The organism is Undibacterium sp., assembly GCF_030683615.1.
Classification (GTDB): Bacteria; Pseudomonadota; Gammaproteobacteria; order Burkholderiales; family Burkholderiaceae_D; genus Undibacterium; species Undibacterium umbellatum.
In genome coordinates this window covers 166,851-188,081 of the sequence record NZ_JAUXQE010000038.1, presented here as the reverse complement: position 1 = coordinate 188,081, position 21,231 = coordinate 166,851, and the positions used below count along the sequence as shown (strand labels likewise).

The window sequence follows — 21,231 nt, the reverse complement described above, 5'->3', positions numbered from 1 at the left end:
ATGAAGATGCAGACTTTTTTCCTATCTTGAGAAAAAAATGCAGGGAAATATTTATTCACAGATCATCGTGTTTACTTCATGATTCCTCCATAATTGAATGGCATTGTTATTCACTATTTATCCTGGAGCAATCAAGTATGCGTCTGACGATCGCCCGCAAGCTCGCTCTGACCATTACAGTAATTGTGATCATCAGCATCGGTACACTGGCCTGGGTGACCAGCCAAAACCTGAAAAGTGGCTTTATTGCTTATCTCAGCGACCTGGAAAAGCAAGACCTGGTCAGGCTCAGCAATTTGCTGGCAGAAGACTATCGTCAAAATGGCAATTTTGACCGTTTCCAGGCCAACCGCCGACCCATGCGGGATTTGCTGGATCAGATACGCAGCAAGCCACGTCCCGAGAATGACAATGCCCGCCCCCGCCCTCCGCCGCGCAGGCGCGACCCGGAACGTGAAGGAGGAGCTGAAGATCATCATGCAGAACGTCCGCCACCTCCCCCTCGATCCCAGGACAAGCCACCACGTGATGCTCCGCCTGAACAAAGGCCGCCGATGGATCCAATGAACTTTGGACAAAGATTGTCACTGATAGACAAGCATGGCCAGCCGCTGATCGGTCCAGGCGATGCGCCAGGTGGCAGCACCGTGCCTATCATGCTGGATAATGAAAAAATAGGGATGCTCAGACTGGCCCCCTTGCGGCAAATTTCGAATGCCAGTGCGGTCGATTTTGTCAGTGTGCAAATACGTCATACCTTATGGCTGGCGCTGGCATTGATCGTGATATCGCTGGCGTTCTCACTGTGGCTGGCGAGGCATTTATTACGTCCTTTAAAATCCTTGCATCAGGTCACAGCAAAGATTTCCAAGGGCCAGCTGGATGCCAGGGCCGAAATGATCAGCCAGGACGAACTCGGCGACCTGGCACGCGACATCAACAGCATGGCGCAGAACCTGGAAAGAAATGAGGCGCAAAGAAGCCGGATGCTGGCCGACATCTCTCATGAATTGCGCACTCCGCTAACTGTCGTACAGGGGGAGATAGAAGCACTGATGGATGGTGTGCGCCATATCACACCAGCGGCGCTGGAGTCCCTGCATGCAGAAGTGCGTCACCTGAACAAGCTGGTCGATGATATCCGCCAGTTGACGCTGGCCGATAGTGGTGACCTGCACTATCAATTTGTGGACATGGACTTGCGTCTCTTGCTGGCAGACTTGCTGCAACGCTTTGCCTTACGTATAGAACAGGCTGGCTTGCGCCTGGAAAGCCAGCTCGGAGACACGCCTGCCTGGACCAGGGCCGATGGTGGCCGCCTTACTCAGGTAATGGGCAATCTACTGGAAAACTGCATACGCTATACTGACCGTGGTGGCGTGATTGTATGTAGCCTTGTAAGGAATGGCGCATTAATGGAATTGAGCCTGGAAGATAGTGCCCCAGGCGTGGCTGACGGCAAACACGCCTTGCTGTTTGATCGTCTGTATCGTGCCGATTATGCACGCAGTCGCGCCAATGGCGGCAGTGGCCTTGGTCTGTCCATTTGCAAGGTCATCGTGGAAGCCCATGGTGGACAAATCAGCGCTGCCCCTTCGCAATTGGGTGGCGTGAAAATACGCATACAATTACCCTGCATCAAAACAGCATAAATTATTGCCATGAAAACCAAGGCTCACATATTTATCGTTGAAGATGATCTGAAAATTGCCGCCCTGCTCAGGGACTATTTACTGTCGGCTGATTATCAGGTCAGCCATGAAGTCAATGGCAAGCTGGCGCTGGAGCAAGTCAAGTCCGCACGGCCCGATCTGATCTTGCTGGATCTGATGTTGCCTGAACTTGATGGTATCAGCATTTGCCGGGAAGTGCGCAAGTTCAGCCAACTCCCCATCATCATGCTAACCGCCAGGGTGGAAGAAGTTGATAGATTGCTGGGCCTGGAAACCGGGGCCGACGATTATGTCTGCAAACCTTTCAGTCCACGTGAAGTGGTGGCGCGTGTCAAGGTGCATTTGCGCCGCAGCATGGCTGGTCACGATCAGCAGCCCGCTGTGGCGCAGTCGTGCTTTGCCATAGACAGGCAACAGTTGCGCATACTGGTGGATGGGCAGCCTTTGAATTTGACACCGGTAGAATATCGTTTGCTGGCGGAGTTCATCAGTCATCCCGAACGGGTTTATTCACGCCAGCAATTACTTGATTTTGCCCATGAAGACCAGCGAGATATAAATGACAGGACGGTCGATACGCACATCAAGAACATCCGCAAAAAAATACAAAGCAAACTGCCTGACAATGAGTGCCTGCATTCTGTGTATGGCGTAGGGTATCGCTTCGAAATGCCACATTGATGTGCAAAATTGCTGCGCGGCGGCTTTTCAGGATGAATTACGCCGTTTGCCAGCATGAGCAAAAGAGGAAAATAGTGTTTTGACTGCCATCCTGTTCGCCCATGACTCTGCACATTGCCACCCTTAACAAGCTCTTTCATATTGACCCGCTCAAGACGGATGCAGTGTGCCACCCGCTCAGTTCGTTGCTGTACCAGACTTTGTTACGCATTAATCGTTCTGCCGATACACCAGTTGGCGATCTGGCCAGCAGTTGGACACATTCTGCCGACTATCAAAAATGGGCGTTTGCCATTTCACCAGCCAGTTTTCAGAACGGCCAGCCTGTCCTGGCCAGCCATGTGGCGCGTAGCCTGGCACGGCATGTCTGGCCTTCCTCTGCGTCCATCTTTGCAGACCTATTGCGTGAACTGATCGTTGGCGCAGCCGCGTGTACTGAAGGCGACATACCGGCTGGCCTGTATGCTGATGATGAAGAGAATCGCTTGTTCATGGAATTGCAGCGGCCATATTGTGCCTTGCTGGAAATCCTTGCTCATCCCGCCATGGGGATATGCCTGCTGGCTGGTGAGGGTAGCATCTTAGGCTCAGGCCCGATGACAGTATTGTCTGCCAGCCATACAGAAATACAATTGGTGCGCAATCCTGCTTATGCGGGTCAACGCCAGTTACCAGGTAGTATCTGCATGCAACTACATGATAAATTTGACGGGGTGTTGCAGTCCTTGCAAACTGGAACGACGAGTGCAGTGCTACTGGAGCGCAAACATCAATTAAAGTTGGATGCCATGCCAGGAATGCTTTCCACACCACTGCGTGATCGCTGGTCGGGCATGCTGATATTAAATGCCGCAGGGATATTCAACAACCTGGATATGCGCAGGGATTTTCACGCACTGGTTCAAAAACGGGCCAGTGAAAAACTGGGTGCGCTTTACCATACCGATTTTATTCCCGCCGACATATTGACCATGCCGTCACGTCAAGCAAGCGATGTCAGCCTGGCGGAATTCCAGCAGCGGTGGTCAGGGCATTTTTCTGACGTCGCAGTCCGCATCATTTATGCGGCAGGACGCGGGCCATTGACTACTGCCCTGGATGGCTGCATTGAAGTGCTGCAGGCTTGCGGCATCCAATGTGAATTGATACGCACAAAAAATGCGGCGCAAGTCTATGAATTTGTTGACAGCGGTGAATTTGACATCGTCGCCCGTGGCTGGATACAAGACTATGATGATGCAGATCAATTTTTTGGTGTCTACGAGAAACAGGCACCACAGCTCAACGCGCGTGCAGCTTATGTGCGGTTTTATGAGGCTGTCGCTACAGCCAGACTCCAGGCTCATCCGCAAGCGAGGTCTGCCGTTTATGTGCTGGCGATACAGGCTCTGGAAGAAGAATACTTGTGCATTACGGTATGTCGTGACCATCACAAAATCTTTCATAACAGCAAGTTGCATTTGCAAGCACTTTGCCGTGATCCTTTTGATCTGTAAGGAGCAAATGCACGCAGTCTATGCTTTCCTGGCTGGCCTGGCGTCAATGCTGGCCAGGGAATCGTGTCTGGCGATCAGCCATGGCAAACATACCCAGAACAGCCCGGCAATTACACTGCCGACTCCAGCAAACATCAGATACAGGAGTTTGATATCCCAGTTAAGCACGCTAACGGGTATCAAACCTATGAGGAAACCACAAGCTACCGTCGTCCAGACATTGATTTTTTTTGCCCTGCTTAACAACACAAAAGCTGGCAAACCCAGCACTAGTGCGTGCGCGAAGCTGATTAGGAAAATCAGCAATCCAAACCCCATCTCCTGCATCAGGACTCCGGTCAATATGCCTGCCAGTGCGCAAGCGAACAGCATGGCCTGCAGCACTTCGGATAGCTTAAATCCAGACACGATAATTCTCCAATACGCTGAAAAAAAACGTCGGCCGATGACTTTTCCGTAAAACTTGCGCTCGCTTAGATCGGCAGGCAATAACTTTGCTTGACGGTATCCATCACGACCGTGGTACGGAATTTGAGGATATTCTCATTAATAAAAAGCACGGCACGGGTAAAACGTTCGTAGGCAGCCATGTCTGTGGTTTGCACGATGAGCATGAAGTCAAACTCACCTGCAAGATAGAAGCATTGCTGGACTTCAATCAGGGCTTGCATGTCTTGCTTAAAACTATCGATGACATCACCAAGACCTTTTTTGAACGCAACCTCAACCATGACAGTCAGGGGGTAGCCTACGGCATGAGGTGAGACGATCGCTACCTCTGCCCTGATTACGCCTTCGTCCCGCAATTTGCGTATGCGTCGTTGAACGGCGGTGGCGGACAAACCGATGTCTGCACCTATCAGCTCGGCTGAATGGCGGCTATTTTGTTGCAGATAGCGCAAGATGGCGAGATCAAAACCGTCCAGTATCATTGCAATATGAGTTCATAGAGGGAAACCTATTATGAACTCATATCCCCAAGAAGCGGTATTTAATTTGCCGTAAAGAAATAATACGTTGCTTTATAAGGCGTGCGCGTTTCTGCTCCCAACTGGAAATCCGAGCAACCACTCAGAGGCGCCTTACCACCTACCGTTACCACACGCTGTATGCTGGTAACTTTGGAAAAAGTACCTGAGCCAGTAGTGGATTTGGCTTTCAGCAATAACCACGGGATGGCACTGGTGTCGGGGCTATCGGCTTTGGCGACGACTTCGGCGACGACCTTGCTGCCATCATTCGCTTCCCAGCTTGGGCCTGCATAGTGTTTGCCCAGTTTGACATTACTGCTGTCATGGCTGGCATACAGTTCTGCTTCCGGTGCACGGAATACCCATTCAAATTTTTTGGCGGCATCTTTATTAGCCCTGCAATCATAAATTTGAACGCCTGTCGCTGCCATCTGGAAGGCTAGAACTTCACCTACAGGTGCTTTCAGATTAGCTGGCACACCCACAGTCTGCATGACTGGAGCAGCAGGGGCAGACTGTTTCACAGGTGCAGTTGTACAGGCCGACAAGATAGTGACAGCAGCAATGCTACTGGCAATGGCGATATTCTTCATGTGTTATACCTTTCAATAAGATGTTCAAGGCGATCTAAGGCAGCGCAGCACCAGGAGGTCATGTTTGATATGTCCAGTGTCCAGAGAGTGGAGCTGTGCATCAATGGCCTGCATGAGCATTCTTTTCCAGGAGCTTAGCATGCACTGACCATCAAGAACTGCTGCGGGCTGCAAGTTTTGAGTCGCCAGATTTTAGCAATGGCGTTTCAGGATGAATAAAACACTTACCGAATTTTACATCCTTAGCATGCGCAATTAAGCCCCTACTTAAGTATGGCTGAAATCTATTGCCTCAGGTCAAATCCGCAGATTCCCGGGCCATCTGCCAGACCTCAAGTCGTGGGACAATATGCCCCGGCATCTGGCCATTAGAATTTAGCGTACTGCGACATATTGGATAAGCTTTCATGAGCAACAAAAACAAGAAGGAAAAAAGAAATCAAGCTGCCGGACAATTGCTCCATCCACGCAATCGTCATCATGGTCGCTATGACTTTCCTGCACTGATCAAGGCAGAACCAGCGCTGCAGAAATTCCTGATGGAGAATCCGGCTGGCGAAGCGACTATTGATTTTGCGGAACCGATCGCAGTCAAGCTGCTCAACAAGGCTTTGCTGCAAAGCAGCTATGGCGTGCTGGAATGGGATATCCCAGCAGAAAATCTTTGCCCACCAGTACCTGGACGAGCTGACTATTTGCATTATCTGGCTGACCTACTGGCAGGCAGCAATCAGGGACGTATACCAAAAAGCAAACAGGTATTTGCTTTGGACATAGGTACGGGTGCCAGTTGCATCTACCCCTTGCTGGGTGCCAGCGAATATGGCTGGTCATTCTGTGCCAGTGATATCAATGACGCCTCGCTGGCCAATGCCCAAACCATACTCGACCGCAATCCCGGCCTGGGCAAGCAGATACAACTGCGCCTTCAAGCTAGTGCCCAAACTTTGTTCAAGGGCGTAATTGCAGATGATGAATGGTTTGATGTCAGTCTATGCAATCCGCCATTTCATGGTTCAGCCGAAGAAGCAAGGGCGGGCAGTGCGCGTAAATGGGAAAATCTGAACAAATCCGGCAAACCAGGGCCAGCTGAGCCAGTGCTGAACTTCAGCGGCCGGGACGCCGAGCTTTGGTTTGAAGGCGGTGAACTGGCATTTATTGAGAAAATGATCAGGGAAAGCGCAACCATACCCACAAAAGTCTTATGGTTTTCCACCCTGGTATCAAAGTCCGCCAATTTGCCTGCAATCCGTGCGGCATTGAAGCAGGTCAAGGTCTATGATGAAAAAATCATTATCATGAGCCAGGGCAATAAAGAGAGTCGTCTGGTAGCCTGGACTTTCCTGAATGCAAGCCAACAAGCTGGCTGGGCTAAATTGCGTTGGTCAAATGGCAATAAATAGAGCCTGCGCCTGGGTATTTGCCTCCCTTACAGAATATAATCTTAGCTATAGCAGCTAGCCCTGGCTTACAATCTCGTTCGTCTGCTGACTTGCAGCCCGCAATAAACAAGAAGTAGGCAATATGTATCTGTAGAGTAAGAGTACTAAGCGTATTGAGTGAGTACTAAATATAGCGTCGCGTGATTTACTTTTGAGCAAAATGTGTCAAGGATAACAATGAAACGTGTAGATGATTTCCGCCTGAAACTGGGCAAAGATGAGCTGGTTCCTATCATGATCGGTGGCATGGGCGTCGATATTTCCACTGCTGAACTGGCTCTGGTTGCTGCACGTCTCGGTGGTATAGGTCATATTTCTGATGCCATGGTACAGGATGTCTCTGATCGTCGTTTCGACACCAGCTTTGTCAAGGAAAAAACCAAATTCTACAAGTACAATATTAACAACTCCGACAAGACTGACATCAAGTTCAACCTGGAGCAACTGGCCGAAGCTACCCGACTGCATGTAGGCAAGACCATGGAAGCCAAGCAGGGTTCCGGCATGATCTTTGTCAACTGTATGGAAAAGTTGACCATGAACGGTCCACGCGAAACCTTGAAGGTGCGCCTGGAATCTTCACTCGATGCTGGTATTGATGGTATCACCATGAGTGCCGGTCTGCATCTGGGTTCTTTTGGCCTGATCGCGGACCACCCTCGCTTCCGCGATGCCAAGCTTGGCATCATCGTTTCTTCAGTACGCGCATTGCAATTATTCCTGCGCAAGAATTCCCGACTGAACCGTCTGCCTGATTACGTCATCGTCGAAGGCCCACTGGCTGGTGGCCATCTGGGCTTTGGCATGGACTGGGCTGAATATGACTTGCAGACCATCATTACTGAAATCATTCAGTACCTGAAGGCAGAAAACCTGGATATCCCGCTGATTGCCGCTGGTGGTATATTCACAGGCAGCGATGCCGTGTCTTTCATGGAAAACGGCGCAGCTGGGGTGCAGGTAGCAACCCGCTTCACCGTCACCAATGAATGCGGCTTGCCAGCCAGCGTGAAACAGGAGTACTTCAAGGCCAGCGAAAGCGATATCGAAGTCAATAATATCTCGCCTACCGGCTACCCCATGCGCATGCTGAAGAACACACCCGCGATAGGCGATGGCATACGGCCTGGCTGCGAATCCTATGGCTATCTGCTGGACGGCAATGGCAATTGCGCCTACATCACATCCTATAACCGTGAAGTGGCAGCGCATCCCGATGCCAAGAAAGTCTCTGTCATGGACAAGACCTGCCTGTGCACCCATATGCGCAACTTCAATTGCTGGACTTGTGGACAAATGACGTATCGCCTGAAAGACACAACCCGCAAATTGCCGGATGGTAATTATGAATTGCTGAGTGCGGAACATGTATTCCGCGATTATCAATTCAGTGTTGATCATCAGATTGCTTTGCCAGCGTAATCTGGCAAGCTGAAAGCATGACGCCGCTTTAGCCTTCAAGTTAAGCGGCGTTTTTTATGCTTGTAAGCGAAACCATGCCATCCAACAATAATTGCTTACATTTGGTGCAAGTATTGCCCATCCCACGCACCAGTTATAAGTAAGCTCCCTGAAATAGTCATTAGTTAGCCTTGAATGCCTGGTTGAACCTTGGCATGAAAAATGCTGCATCGCAAACATGCTTGTGTGTCATTGACGATGTTTTTGAAAAGGCTAGTTTGATGAAAATACGCGTGCTTTCCAGCTTCTTGCTGTCCCTGACCTTCATTTTTTCCATGTTCAGTAGCACTTGCAGTGCGCAGACAGAGTCGCCAGTCTTAGCTGGCGCAACTGCCACGGCCGCCCCAGCCAGCACGTCGGCTATACCAGAGGCAGCGCCATCTTCAATGAACAAGTCCGGGATGATCGCGGCAGACAAGATTAGTGCTGGTGATACCGCCTGGATGATGACATCGACTGCACTGGTATTACTGATGACCATACCCGGCCTGGCCCTGTTCTACACTGGCATGGTGCGCAAGAAAAATGCCCTGGGCACGATGGCGCATAGCCTGGCAACTACCTGCATCGTCACAGTCTTGTGGGTGGTACTGGGTTACAGCCTCGTGTTCACAGCGGGCTCGCCTTTTCTGGGTAGCATGGACAGGTTCATGCTGCATGGCGTGAGCTTTTTGAAAGAAGCCGGGCAACTCAGCGTGCATCAACTGGCGCCGACGATACCGGAAAGCGTATTCCTGATGTTCCAGATGACGTTCGCCATCATCACCCCCGCACTGATTACCGGTGCATTTGCCGAACGCATGAAGTTTTCTGCACTGCTGCTGTTCATCACTTTGTGGTCCCTGCTGGTGTATGTACCGGTTGCGCACTGGGTATGGGAACCGGCGGGCTGGCTGGCAGCGCGTGGTGTGCTCGACTTTGCCGGTGGGACTGTGGTGCATATCAATGCCGGGGTATCCGGCCTGGTGGCCGCATTGATCGTTGGGCCACGCCTGGGCTTTGGCAAGGAACCCATGCCACCGCACAATCTTTTGCTGACAGCCATTGGTGCCTCATTGTTATGGGTAGGCTGGTTTGGTTTCAATGCTGGCTCAGCAGGTGCGGCAGATGGCCGTGCAGGGCTGGCGATGCTGGTGACACAGGTGGCAACGGCGATGTCTGCACTGGCTTGGATGTTCGTGGAATGGCTACGCCGTGGCAAACCCTCGGTACTTGGCATAGTCTCCGGTGCTGTCGCCGGACTGGTGGCCATTACACCGGCCTCCGGCTTTGTCGATCTGACGGGTGCCTTAGTCATTGGTGCTGTGGCTGGCGTGGCTTGCTACTGGGGTGCGACTTCACTCAAATCCATGGGTGGCTATGATGATTCACTCGATGTATTTGGCGTGCATGCCATTGGAGGCATAGTCGGCGCGTTACTAACCGGTGTCTTCGCATTGAAGAGCATAGGCGGTGTCGATGGCAGCCTGGCTACCCAGGCCTTTGGCGTCATCGTCACTGTCATTTATTCCGGTGCTGTGACTGCCATCATTTTATGGCTACTCAAGGTTTCCATCGGTTTGCGTGTCAACAAGGAAGAAGAAAGAGAAGGATTGGATCTTGAACTTCACGGGGAGCATATCTTATGAGTACCAGCAGCTTAGTCCAAAACGCGATGTCAGATAATCTTGCTTTTTCACTCATGGCGCGTTTGCATGTGATTTTGCGACGCCAAAATGGCCGCGTCACTGATATAGAGTACATGCGTATCAATCCTGGCTATTGTCGTGCCATACTGGATCTGGCCATGGAATTGCCTAACGAAGCTTTACGCGACATATGTCGTAAGCTGGAAGACATCTATTTTGGTGAAGCTGGCTTGTTCGTCATTCCACCGCCAGCAGATCCTTTGCTGAACAGATTGATCTCCAAAAAATCCAGTTCAACATCCGGTATGCTGGTAAGTAGCAGGATAGAAACAAATCCTCTGGCAGGCATGCCTGTGCTGGATCACAATGCCATGGTGGACCAGACTTATATAGGTCGCTTGCGCTAAAGATCACTTATGGCGGCTAATTCGTATAGCTGCCATATCTTCAGTTACAATCTCCAGAAAAAACTTGTTCCCGCAAAGGAAAAAAGCAAGCCCTTCATTCTGGACATGCAATGAAACAAACTCTTTACGACATACTCTCGGTCGCGGCGGACGCAACTCCGGAACAGATACGCGCAGCGTACCAGAATGCCATGTCCGAACTGGAAAGCACGGCGCAGCATGATCACAATAGAAAAGTCATCTTGCGTGAGGCTTACGAATTGCTTTCCACTCCACAAAAACGTGCCAGTTATGATGCTCGCCTGGCCAGACAGGAAAGCTTGCGGGTACAGGCCAGCATAGCCAGAGAACAGCAATCAACAGCTCCAGCCACCCCAACCCCTTCCAGAAACTGGTTCAGCCTGACTGCTTTGATTGTAGTACTGCTGGCAGCAGCAGCAACGTTGTGGTCAGTAAAACAAAAGGAAGAAAGCAACAGGCAAACAGAATTGCCAGTGTATAGCGCAGTCACACCTGCATCGCCAGTAAAGCCGCCGGAGCCGGCCGTCGTTCCAGCACCACCAAGCCAGATAGCAGAGCCCGCTGCCACCATTAACAATAATGTAGAGGGCAGTAAAACTGCTGAAGAAATTTATGCGCTGCGCTCTCCAAGTATCGCCCTGATCATGGTGTTTTCTCCAACCGGCGCACCGGTTTCTATGGGCAGCGGTGTCATGATCGCACCCGAAGTCCTGATCACGAATTGCCATGTAACACGCAATGGAGTGCAATATAAAGCCAGGATAGGCAAGCAATTATTGCCAGCCACGGTCATCATGGCGGATGAAGAATATGATCTGTGTCGCCTCAGCATCCCCGGTGCCAATGCACCTGCCGTAGCATTGGGTAGCACGGACAATTTGCGCATAGGCCAAAAAGTGTTTGCCATTGGTGCTCCACAGGGTCTGGATCTGACGATCAGCGATGGTATCGTTTCCGCTTTACGCCCCCTATCGACTGGCAAGGTCATACAAACTACCGCACCGATCTCACCTGGTTCCAGCGGTGGTGGTTTGTTTGATGCTGCTGGCAGACTGGTAGGCATCAACACTTTCCAGCACAGGCTAGGGCAAAACCTGAACTTTGCCGTTCCTGCAGACTGGATCAACACCATGTCAACACGCCGGGCAAGCAATCAAAGTGTGGGCGCAATAACCATGAACAGCATGGAAGGAAACAGGGACGGCAACAAGGACAGCAACCTGGAGGGTAATGCACAAGCCTCAACGGTCCAACCAGCGGCCGCAAAAATTCTTGGCCTCTGGAATTGTTATGGCGTACTGACTGGCTACAGCATGGATGTACTGTTTGAAAGAGATTCCCGCTTGAGTGGTACCATGAATGGCAAAAAGTTTTTGGGCAATTATCTTTTCGACGGTAAATCCCTTTCACTCAGCATAGGCGGTAGAATTTCCGGCATCGTTGAAGAATTTACGGATAACAAACTGGTGGTCAATCCTGGCAAGGCCGACCGCATAGTATGCAACCGGCGATAATGATGTTGTCTACCATTTTGAAAAATGGTCTTCTGTCACGCCGACCATTTTTTCTATCTGCCGCTTTGGACTATCCACACTGGCCCTGACCCAGCCACTAAATACACCTATGGGTTGCAGATAACGACTGCTGGCGATCAAAAGATTCTTGTTTTCCGCACGAAACCCCTCGGGCCGGAAATACAAATCCAGCAAACCATCATCCGTATGAATATGCCAGTCAGCCATGGCCTGGCTGGCATCAAAGTCAAACTGTGCAGCACCCAGGGCAATGATCTTGCCATCCAGCCATAAGGCATTTTCATTGCTGCCAAAATAGCCTGCCTGCAAATTAAATCCCACATCCTTCGCATGCGCCGAGGCCCAGCGCCAGCCAGTTTCACGCGCCAGAAAACCATTGCTATGGTCATAACTGCCCGTGCCTGTTTGTAAGTTGAAGCTGCGGCTACCCACCTTCACCACCCCTGTCAGCGGCATGCCTGCCGACTTGACGGTGGCATGTACCGTCCCACCCTGCACTTCACCTACCGCCAGCAGTGAAGGTGCTGCCTGGCTGGCATCGAGCAGAGCATCAATTACAAAAGAACCGCATTGCAAATGCAGTTGAAATTGCGCCTGAGCTTGTTCACTGTCAGGTAAATGCTGGAAACGAATTTTCTTGCCAAAAAACTGGAATTGCGAGGCCGCCCCAGCAGCCGGATGTGAGTTCAGTTTTGCGGTCAGGCCAGGCAAACCATCCTGAGAATAACTGGAGATGAGCTTGCCTTCCTGCCTGTCAAATACATAGGCAAAGGCAGTATTGGTCCAGCCTACATCGACGATGGCAATGCCGCAAAATATTTCTTCCGTTGCCAGTGCGACATAGTGCCAATGCTTGTGATGCAAGGCTTGCCACAGCTTGCCGCGCCTTTGATGCAGGGCCAGGCCGGACCAGTCTATGAGATTGGGGGTGCCGGCATATTTGCCACACCTGACCCGTCCTTCTGCGGTCAGGACTTGTGCAGGTGCGGGTGGCAGGAAATTGACTGGCATATTGTCTTCATCTTTTTTATATGCTCGCGATTTTGCAGTAAATTAGTTAGAGGGTCTATTTCAAACTGCACTCATATTCTGCACTGAAGGAATACCCAAGAGTTTCAACCAGGCATATCCCCACAATAGCACACCCGCACCCAGGCAGCCATAAGGATCAGCAGCACCCTGGGAAAGCACGAAGGGATAGATAATCGCAAACAAGCTCACTACCAGACCAAGCCAGAGCAAACCTGGAGTATTAAACAATTTGGCCAAAGGTAGGAAATGCAAGCCAACTACCAGCATGACGGATGGTATGATCCAGTCAGCTAGGCCCAGATTGACCAGCGCGTTTCTGGCAATCAGGATGATGATCCATTGGGCGGCATTAATGAGGTAGAACATGCGTCCAGTTTTCTTTGTTTCAGGACTGTCCTCATCAGCGTAAGGCTTGTATAAACGATGACGCTGTACTGCCATTCCAAACAGGGTAAGTCCCAGGACGGCGATAATCAGATATCCCAGCCTGTTGCCATGCATGGCAAGCTGATTCCATAGCATCAGCCAGGCACCACCGAAAACGGCAAAAAACATCGCACCCTTGGCACGAGCAGCGTGAGAAGAAAATGTGACAGCGTTGATTTCAGACATGATGGACACTCCTTGTTGAACTGTTACCAGTATGTCCGAGGATAATCATCAATATCAGAGCAAAGTGTCAGGACTTGCTGATGACAAATGTCATGTCTGTTTTTGGGGCTCAAAATACGGAATAAGTGTAGTTAGTACGACTTGCATGCATAATATCGCTTTTGTAATTTCTTGCAATGCGGTCCGCACAGGTGACAAAAGACAGGAGATTCTTAAGTGCACATACTCATTATCATCATCGCTTTGTTGGCGCTGGCTTATTTCCTAAATCAGGCTAAGCAAAAAAATATGCTCTCAACAGAAGAAAAGCCACTGCCTGCCGCAGCCCATGATGCCGCACATCAAAGCCATCTTGATCGTGTAGCAAATGGGCAGACAGTAGCTTTTATTTCAGAAGGCAAATTGTTTTATCGCGCTGCCCATGGTGAAGTCAAACAGTTGCACAGCCCTTATGTGCAAGAGATGCTGGATAAAATGGAGAAGCACAGGGAGCGAAATGCCTGGAAACAAAATACCAGTTTTGGCGTCTCAGCTTCCGGTGCGATGCGTCAGTTTGATGGCGATGGCGCGCATATCAATGCGACCGCCATGCAATTTGATGAGCAGGGAAGGATACTGTATTTTTTGCAGGATTCAGGCATGGGTGGACTGTTTTCTTATGAGCTGGAAACGGGTGTAGAGAGGCGCATACTGCACAGACAAAACCTGGCATTGACAGACATGAACCTCGATCAGGCTAGCGGCAAATTGCTGGCATCGTCCATGAACAAAACCGGCATCGCCAACCTCGTCATGCTTAATCGTGAAGGTGATGATTACCGTGAACTGACTGGTGGAGATACTCTCGATACCAGCCCCTGCTGGATACCCAATGCAGAGAAACAGGTGCTGTATCAATCCACAGGTATCGCCCGCAATCAAAGCGGTGTCGCCCTGGCCTTTGGGAATGCCAGCATACAAATGCTGGATATGAAGACTGGCTCGGTTTCGCCTGTACTGGATGACCCGGCTTATGATTACCTGCATCCAAGGGTATGCCAACAAGGCAACCTGCATTTCATACGTCGCCCGTATGAAGCACCCAAGTATGAAACCAGTAATGCCCTGCTGGATGTCCTGCTCTTCCCATTTCGTTTATTGCGTGCGCTGTTTCACTACCTGAATTTTTTCTCCATGATGTATAGCCGCAAGCCTTTGACCAGCGCCTCTGGCCCAGCCCTGAATGCCGATCTCAAGGAAATCATTTTGAAAGGCAAGCGTATCGATGCAGAAAAAGCCCTGCGAAAAGAGAACATGGTCAATGGTGTGCCGTCGCTGGTGCCAGCCTCATGGCAATTGGTCAGCCGCAACCGTCAGGGCCTTGAAACTGTCCTGGCCACCAATGTAGTCGCCTATGACATGCGCACTGATGGCAGCATCATTTACTCAAATGGCCGTGGTGTCTTCTTGCTAGGGAACGGCAGGCAATCCAGCCTGATCCTGAAAAGCGAGCTGGTGGCGGATGTGATTGCGCAATAAAGTTAGGGCGGGTAGTTTTTATAAATTTCCAGAATATGTCATAGGTTGTCATACATCTATTTAACTTGTTTTGAGTTAAAATTCCCCCAATCCCTCATGCAAACAGCCACAACATGGACATTCCAGACTACGCCAACACCCCCCCCACCAAAAGACGGCATAAAAGCCTGTCCCAGGAGGTCGTTGAAAATATTAGTAATAATGTCAAGAGTGGTGCGCTGAAGCCAGGTGACAAGCTCCCTACCGAATCGGCCATCATGGCCTTGTATGATGTCAGCCGCACCGTGGTGCGGGAGGCTATCTCGCATCTGCAAGCTGCCGGGCTTGTTCAAACCCGCCATGGCATAGGTACTTTCATACTCGAACCCAGCCAGACCCCAACTGGCATGTTGCGCGAAGCCATCGTCACCGTCAGGGATGTACTCGATATACTGGAACTCAGGATCAGCCTGGAAACCGAAGCTGCCTGGCTGGCAGCTTCGCGCCGAACCGAAGAGCAGGCGGCAGCGCTGGGCAAGGCACTGGAGGATATCCTCAGCAACAAAACGGAAGAAAATGCCTCGGTGAATGCCGACGTGCGCTTCCATCTACTGATCGCGCAGTCTACCGGCAACCGTTATTTTGTGGATATTCTTAGCAATCTAGGTACAACCATCATCCCGCGCGCCAGATTGAAGTCTGCCATGCTGGCCTTGGATGGCAGCAGCAATACCAATTACCTGGAGAGAGTCAACCGTGAGCATGAAGATATCTACCTCGCCATCCTGCGGAAAGACCAGGAAGCAGCCCGGGCCGCCATGCGTACCCACCTTAGTAACAGCCGCGAAAGATTGCGCCAGGCGCAACAACGCATAGAGGCAACACCAGAATGATCCTGGCATGGTTCGAGCCGTTCCCTCAAGCTTGTTTCTAGCCCGTCTCAAACTAGCCACACCTGCCGCAAAACTGTCCCGGGCTGAGATCAGACCCGTTCCATGAGAGAGGACAGACTGATTCCATACATACTCCAGCCCGAACCGAAGTGAACAGGGCCAAGCCTGGGTCATACCTGGATCGCCTCCCCCCTGCCAAAGCACAGCATTTTCACATTTTGGGAAAGTTTTCTTGCGATCTCTTCTTTTAAGTTGTACGATGACGTATGACTTAATTTAGCGTTGACGCAAACACTCACTTTTTAAAACCATCAAACCTGGCCATGAACTTGTCCAGGTTGCCATTTCCGGAGCCACCATGCATCCTCAAGAACTGAAACAAATCCTGTCCTCTGGCTTGCTATCCTTTCCCTTGACTGACTTTGATGCGGCTGGTGACTTCAATGCCAGGACGTACGCCGAGCGCCTTGAGTGGCTGGCGCCCTATGGTGCCAGTGCCCTGTTTGCGGCGGGTGGCACGGGTGAATTTTTCTCGCTGACTGGCGGTGAATATTCCGAGATCATCAAGACTGCGGTCGATACTTGCCGTGGCAAAGTACCTATCCTGGCTGGTGCCGGCGGCCCTACCCGTCAGGCGATAGCCTATGCACAGGAAGCAGAACGTCTGGGTGCGCATGGCATCTTGTTGTTGCCACATTACCTGACTGAAGCCAGCCAGGACGGCCTGATCCGTCATGTCGAAGAAGTCTGCGCATCAGTAAAATTTGGCGTGGTTGTGTATAACCGCGGCAATTGCCGCCTGACTGCTGACTCGCTGGAAAAGCTGGCCGCACGCTGCCCCAACCTCATCGGCTTCAAGGATGGCATAGGCGATATCGAATTGATGGTATCGATCTGGCGTCGTATGGGTGACCGCTTCAGTTACCTGGGTGGCTTGCCTACTGCGGAAGTGTATGCCGCTGCCTACAAGGCTTTGGGCACGCCAGTGTATTCTTCTGCCGTGTTCAACTTCATGCCCAAACTGGCCATGGATTTTTACCACGCTATTGCTGCTGATGACCATGCCACATCAAATCGCCTGCTCGATCAGTTCTTCCTGCCTTATCTGGAAATCCGCAACCGCAAAGCTGGTTATGCCGTCAGTATCGTCAAGGCAGGCGCACGCCTGGTAGGCCATAGCGCAGGCCCGGTACGTGCACCGCTGACTGACCTGACGGAAGAAGAAGATGCGATGCTGCATAAACTGATCCTGGCACAAGGCCCACAATAAATTCAGAAGTAAAGGGAGTACAGTATGCAAATCACCGGGCAAATGCTGATCGGTAAAAAAGTCGTGTTTGGTCTGGCAGGCAATGCCAAAGCCATAGACCCATCCACCAATCAAGAAATCGAACCTGTTTTTGGCTTCGCCACCACAGATGAGGTTGAGATGGCTTGCCTTCTGGCAGAACAAGCTTTCGATAGTTATCGCACCACTGGTCTGGAGCAAAGAGCACGCTTTCTGGAGGCCATCGCCACCGGTATCATGGACTTGGGACCTGTTCTGATAGAACGCGCGGCGCAGGAAACCGGCTTGCCCGTCGCCCGCCTCGAAGGCGAACGTGGCCGCACCGTCAATCAATTACGCCTGTTTGCCAAGGTAGTGCGCGATGGTCATTGGCTGGATGCGACCATAGATAGCGCATTGCCTGAACGTGCACCACCGCGCCCTGATCTTCGTCTGCAAAAAATCGCCCTGGGACCAGTTGCTGTATTCGGCGCCAGCAATTTCCCCCTGGCGTTTTCGGTTGCTGGTGGCGATACTGCCTCTGCACTGGCTGCGGGCTGTCCTGTCATCGTCAAGGCGCATAATGCCCATCTTGGCACTTCTGAACTAGTAGGCCGGGTCATACAGAGAGCAGTCGCAGATTGCGCATTGCACGAAGGTGTATTCTCCATGCTGGTAGGTGCAGGCAGCAAAGTAGGTCAGCAACTGGTTGCCCATCCAGCCATCAAGGCCGTTGGTTTCACTGGCTCTCGTTCCGGTGGTCTGGCCTTGGTGAAAACCGTTGGCCAGAGGAAAGAACCTATCCCGGTCTACGCAGAGATGAGCAGCATCAATCCGGTATTTTTATTGGATCAGGCTTTGACATCACAGACTACGACACTGGCGAAAAATTTTGTCGATTCATTGACTCTGGGTGCTGGCCAGTTCTGCACCAATCCAGGCTTGGTCATTGCCATAGAAAGTGAAGCAGCGAGACAGTTTTTAGCCGATGCAGCCAGGGCACTTGAGGACAAACATGCGGCGACCATGCTGACACCGGGCATACATCAAGCCTATGTCAAAGGCACGACTCACCTCGCTGACATCAGTCAATTGCAACTGGTCGCCAAAGGCCAGCAAGCAGAATCAGCATGTGCGGCACAGGCGGTATTGTCGGTTTGTTCTGGCGCTACTTTCCTGAGCACGCCAGCATTGCAGGAAGAAATTTTTGGTCCCTCTTCGATCGCTATTTTGTGCAAGGATTTTGAAGAAGTCGTCGCAGTTGCTTCGTCGCTGGAAGGTCAGTTAACAGCAACCGTGCATGCCACAACCAATGATCATGCACATGCCAGGAAGTTGTTGCCAGTGCTGGAAAAGAAAGCCGGGCGCATCTTATTCAATGGCTTTCCGACCGGAGTGGAAGTGGCCCATGCCATGGTACATGGCGGCCCATTCCCGGCGACCTCAGATAGCCGCAGCACTTCAGTTGGCGCAGCAGCCATAGAGCGCTTCTTGCGGCCAGTTTGTTACCAAGGTTTTCCGGCAGAATTGTTGCCAGCAGCGCTGCAAGATAACAATCCACTGCAAGTCGCACGTATGATGGATGGCAAATTGACGCTGGCATCGTAAGCATCTGAATGACCCGCTTGTGATACAAGCCAAGCTCATGCAAAAAACTCACATAGATGTGTAGCATGACCAAACAAATTATAAAAATGGAGACGCTCGTATGAGCCAACAATCTATAGGAAAATACCGGTGGACGATTTGTGCACTGCTATTTTTCGCGACCACCGTTAACTACCTCGATAGACAGGTACTAAGCCTGCTGGCTCCCGATCTGTCCAAAGAATTTGGCTGGACCAATACCGACTACGCAAATATCACCGCAGCCTTTCAATTCGTGTATGCGATCTCCATGCTGTTTGCAGGTCGTCTTATCGACAAGATAGGCACCAAGCAAGCCTATTTGCTGGCGATTGCCGTCTGGTCTTTCGGTGCCATCATGCATGCCTACTCCATACTTTGGGGAGAAGGACTGGCATCATTGTTCACCGCTCTCGGCCTGGCCGTCATCCCCGTATCCGTGGCGGGTTTCATGATATCCAGGGCTGTGCTGGCTTTCGGTGAGGCAGGTAATTTCCCCGCAGCGATCAAGGCGACAGCTGAATATTTCCCTAAACATGAACGCTCTTTGGCTACCGGTATATTCAATTCCGGGGCCAATATAGGTGCAATTCTGGCACCGTTGACAGTACCGCTGATCGCCGAGTTATGGGGCTGGCAGGCAGCGTTCATCATCATCGGCGCGATAGGTTTTTTATGGATGATATTCTGGCAGTTATTTTATGAAAAGCCAGAAAAGCAAAAATACCTGTCTGCTGCAGAACTCGCTTATATCAATAGCGGCGACACCCAAGTCATTGAAGAAAATAGTACTCAGCCTGCACAAAAAATATCCTGGTTTAAACTACTGTCTTACAAACAAACATGGGCCTTTGTCGTTGGAAAATTCATGACCGATGGAGTATGGTGGTTTTTCCTGTTCTGGTTGCCAAAATATCTGGAAGCGCAATATAAGATGCAAAAGACCGACATCGTACTGCCACTGGCTATCTTGTACAGCATGACCATGATAGGCAGCATCGGCGGTGGCTGGTTCCCAAGCTACTTCATGCGTAAAGGAGACAGTGCTTACAACGGCCGCATGAAGGCAATGCTGGTCATTGCTCTGTTTCCGCTTGTCGTTTTGCTGGCGCAGCCATTTGGCTACCTCGGTTTTTGGGTACCAGTATTGCTGATCGGTGTAGGCACTTCTGCTCACCAGGCCTGGTCAGCGAATCTGTTCACGACTGTTTCGGATATGTTCCCGAAAAAATCGGTCGCATCCATCGTGGGCATAGGCGGCATGGCCGGTGGACTGGGTGGCGTCCTGGTGTCCAAAGTAGGTGGCTGGTTGTTTGATTACTACGGTCAGCTTGGTCAGATCCAGACTGGATATACCATCATGTTTACTTTCTGTGCAGTGGCTTATTTACTGGCCTGGGGCATGATGAAAACCCTGGTACCCATCCATAAAGAAATTACTGATCTGTAAATTTATTAAAGCTTATTTAATCGCAACATGACTCAATTTTCTCACATAGAATCAATACCGGCTGTGAGTTGCATCGTGGGTGAAAGTCCCTTATGGCATGCAGAACAGTCTGCCTGGTATTGGGTCGATATACCGGCAAAAACCATATGGAAACTGAACGCCAGGAATGGTCATTTGACATCCTGGCTAACGACAGAAATGGTGGCATGCATTGCCCTGAAACAGGATAGTGATTTTATCGCGGGAATGGAAAGTGGCATTTTCAACCTGCATCTGGGCGAAGGTCCACGTGCATTGCAAAGCCGCTTGGCTACACCCGCCGAACTGGCAGAATCGGGGACTGGCATGCGCTTTAATGACGGTCGTTGCGACCGCCAAGGGCGTTTCTGGAGCGGCACCATGTTTATGGACATGGCTGCAGCCAAAGCGATTGGCAATCTTTATCGCTATACCCCGGATCTGGGCTTGTCTGCACCTGTGATCAACAACCTATTGACCCAGAATGGCCTGGCATGGTCGCCCGATGGCAAGACCATGTATTTATCAGACTCTCACCCTGCCAGCCAGACTATCTGGGCGTTTGACTATGACGTGGCGGAAGGCATGCCGCATCACAGGCGCGTCTTCGTTGACATGAAACCCATGGCTGGACGCCCTGATGGTGCTGCCATGGACGTCGATGGCTGCTACTGGATATGCGGTAATGATGGCGCCTGTCTGTTACGCTTTACACCAGCCGGCAAACTCGACAGAACTATTGCACTGCCCATGAACAAACCCGCCATGTGTACCTTTGGCGGCCCGGATATGAGCACCCTGCTCGTTAGCTCCATAGGAGCTGGCAAGGCAGAACATGATCAGTGGGCAGGTAGCCTGATACTCGTCCGACCAGGAGTGGAAGGCGTAGCAGAAACAAGATTTGCAAATTAATTTTGTAGAAAGCGCA

20 protein-coding genes are annotated in these 21,231 nt (G+C 51.0%); 14 read left to right on the top strand and 6 right to left on the bottom strand.

The genetic code is table 11. From position 1 onward, the window contains the following. Positions 1-137 precede the first annotated feature (137 nt). The 3 genes from Q8K39_RS21850 (at position 138) to Q8K39_RS21840 (ending at position 3,850) form a co-directional block, all read left to right on the top strand. A complete protein-coding gene (locus tag Q8K39_RS21850) occupies positions 138-1,652 on the top strand; it encodes an ATP-binding protein (RefSeq protein WP_305263304.1) in 1,515 nt (504 codons plus the stop codon). 9 nt (positions 1,653-1,661) lie between these two features. Next, positions 1,662-2,354: a response regulator gene (locus Q8K39_RS21845; protein ID WP_305263303.1), complete on the top strand. Its 693-nt coding sequence runs from the start codon at positions 1,662-1,664 to the stop codon at positions 2,352-2,354. 101 nt (positions 2,355-2,455) lie between these two features. Next, positions 2,456-3,850: an ABC transporter substrate-binding protein gene (locus Q8K39_RS21840; protein WP_305263302.1), complete on the top strand. Its 1,395-nt coding sequence runs from the start codon at positions 2,456-2,458 to the stop codon at positions 3,848-3,850. An 18-nt stretch (positions 3,851-3,868) separates the two neighbouring features. Here Q8K39_RS21840 and Q8K39_RS21835 read toward each other — a convergent pair whose 3' ends face one another. From Q8K39_RS21835 to Q8K39_RS21825, 3 genes are all read right to left on the bottom strand, one after another. Next, a complete protein-coding gene (locus tag Q8K39_RS21835; protein WP_305263301.1) occupies positions 3,869-4,258 on the bottom strand; it encodes a hypothetical protein in 390 nt (129 codons plus the stop codon). 65 nt (positions 4,259-4,323) lie between these two features. Then, the gene (locus Q8K39_RS21830; protein ID WP_186954002.1) at positions 4,324-4,782 is read right to left on the bottom strand and encodes an Lrp/AsnC family transcriptional regulator; all 459 of its coding nucleotides are present in this window, start codon (positions 4,780-4,782) and stop codon (positions 4,324-4,326) included. Between the two features lie 59 nt (positions 4,783-4,841). Then, complete coding sequence (locus Q8K39_RS21825; protein WP_305263300.1) at positions 4,842-5,414, bottom strand: DUF3455 domain-containing protein; 573 nt, start codon at positions 5,412-5,414, stop codon at positions 4,842-4,844. A gap of 407 nt (positions 5,415-5,821) precedes the next feature. Between Q8K39_RS21825 and rlmF the strand changes: the two genes are divergently transcribed. Together rlmF and Q8K39_RS21815 are read left to right on the top strand one after the other, a co-directional pair. Continuing rightward, positions 5,822-6,817, top strand: a complete 996-nt coding sequence (gene rlmF / locus Q8K39_RS21820) for a 23S rRNA (adenine(1618)-N(6))-methyltransferase RlmF (RefSeq protein ID WP_305263299.1) — start codon at positions 5,822-5,824, stop codon at positions 6,815-6,817. 216 nt (positions 6,818-7,033) lie between these two features. Next, a complete protein-coding gene (locus tag Q8K39_RS21815) occupies positions 7,034-8,278 on the top strand; it encodes a nitronate monooxygenase (protein WP_305263298.1) in 1,245 nt (414 codons plus the stop codon). 160 nt (positions 8,279-8,438) lie between these two features. On the opposite strand, the gene Q8K39_RS21810 is transcribed toward Q8K39_RS21815, so the two are convergent. After that, entirely contained in the window at positions 8,439-8,798 is a 360-nt protein-coding gene (locus tag Q8K39_RS21810; protein ID WP_305263353.1) for a hypothetical protein, read from the bottom strand. Here Q8K39_RS21810 and Q8K39_RS21805 point away from each other — a divergent pair. The 3 genes from Q8K39_RS21805 (at position 8,680) to Q8K39_RS21795 (ending at position 11,887) form a co-directional block, all read left to right on the top strand. Then, a complete protein-coding gene (locus Q8K39_RS21805; protein ID WP_305263348.1) occupies positions 8,680-9,945 on the top strand; it encodes an ammonium transporter in 1,266 nt (421 codons plus the stop codon). The two genes, Q8K39_RS21810 and Q8K39_RS21805, sit on opposite strands and share 119 nt — an antisense overlap. After that, positions 9,942-10,352, top strand: a complete 411-nt coding sequence (locus Q8K39_RS21800) for a hypothetical protein (protein WP_305263297.1) — start codon at positions 9,942-9,944, stop codon at positions 10,350-10,352. The genes Q8K39_RS21805 and Q8K39_RS21800 overlap by 4 nt, the downstream gene beginning before the upstream one ends. A 110-nt stretch (positions 10,353-10,462) precedes the next feature. After that, entirely contained in the window at positions 10,463-11,887 is a 1,425-nt protein-coding gene (locus Q8K39_RS21795) for a trypsin-like peptidase domain-containing protein (RefSeq protein ID WP_305263296.1), read from the top strand. 9 nt (positions 11,888-11,896) lie between these two features. On the opposite strand, the gene Q8K39_RS21790 is transcribed toward Q8K39_RS21795, so the two are convergent. Both Q8K39_RS21790 and Q8K39_RS21785 read right to left on the bottom strand, forming a co-directional pair. Continuing rightward, entirely contained in the window at positions 11,897-12,919 is a 1,023-nt protein-coding gene (locus tag Q8K39_RS21790; RefSeq protein ID WP_305263295.1) for a DUF2804 domain-containing protein, read from the bottom strand. Between the two features lie 60 nt (positions 12,920-12,979). Then, positions 12,980-13,552, bottom strand: coding sequence for a hypothetical protein (locus tag Q8K39_RS21785; RefSeq protein WP_305263294.1), 573 nt, complete (start codon positions 13,550-13,552; stop codon positions 12,980-12,982). 216 nt (positions 13,553-13,768) lie between these two features. On the opposite strand from Q8K39_RS21785, the gene Q8K39_RS21780 reads away from it, so the two are divergent. From Q8K39_RS21780 to Q8K39_RS21755, 6 genes are all read left to right on the top strand, one after another. Next, positions 13,769-15,070, top strand: a complete 1,302-nt coding sequence (locus tag Q8K39_RS21780) for a hypothetical protein (RefSeq protein WP_305263293.1) — start codon at positions 13,769-13,771, stop codon at positions 15,068-15,070. A 113-nt stretch (positions 15,071-15,183) separates the two neighbouring features. Beyond that, entirely contained in the window at positions 15,184-15,942 is a 759-nt protein-coding gene (locus tag Q8K39_RS21775) for a FadR/GntR family transcriptional regulator (RefSeq protein WP_186953993.1), read from the top strand. Between the two features lie 358 nt (positions 15,943-16,300). Continuing rightward, the gene (gene kdgD / locus Q8K39_RS21770; RefSeq protein ID WP_305263292.1) at positions 16,301-17,212 is read left to right on the top strand and encodes a 5-dehydro-4-deoxyglucarate dehydratase; all 912 of its coding nucleotides are present in this window, start codon (positions 16,301-16,303) and stop codon (positions 17,210-17,212) included. Positions 17,213-17,236: 24 nt separating this feature from the next. Continuing rightward, positions 17,237-18,817, top strand: coding sequence for an aldehyde dehydrogenase (NADP(+)) (locus Q8K39_RS21765; protein WP_305263291.1), 1,581 nt, complete (start codon positions 17,237-17,239; stop codon positions 18,815-18,817). 100 nt (positions 18,818-18,917) lie between these two features. After that, on the top strand, positions 18,918-20,285 hold the full coding sequence (locus Q8K39_RS21760; RefSeq protein WP_305263290.1) for an MFS transporter: 1,368 nt from the start codon (positions 18,918-18,920) through the stop codon (positions 20,283-20,285). 27 nt (positions 20,286-20,312) lie between these two features. Then, a complete protein-coding gene (locus Q8K39_RS21755) occupies positions 20,313-21,215 on the top strand; it encodes an SMP-30/gluconolactonase/LRE family protein (RefSeq protein WP_305263289.1) in 903 nt (300 codons plus the stop codon). Positions 21,216-21,231: the final 16 nt, after the last annotated feature.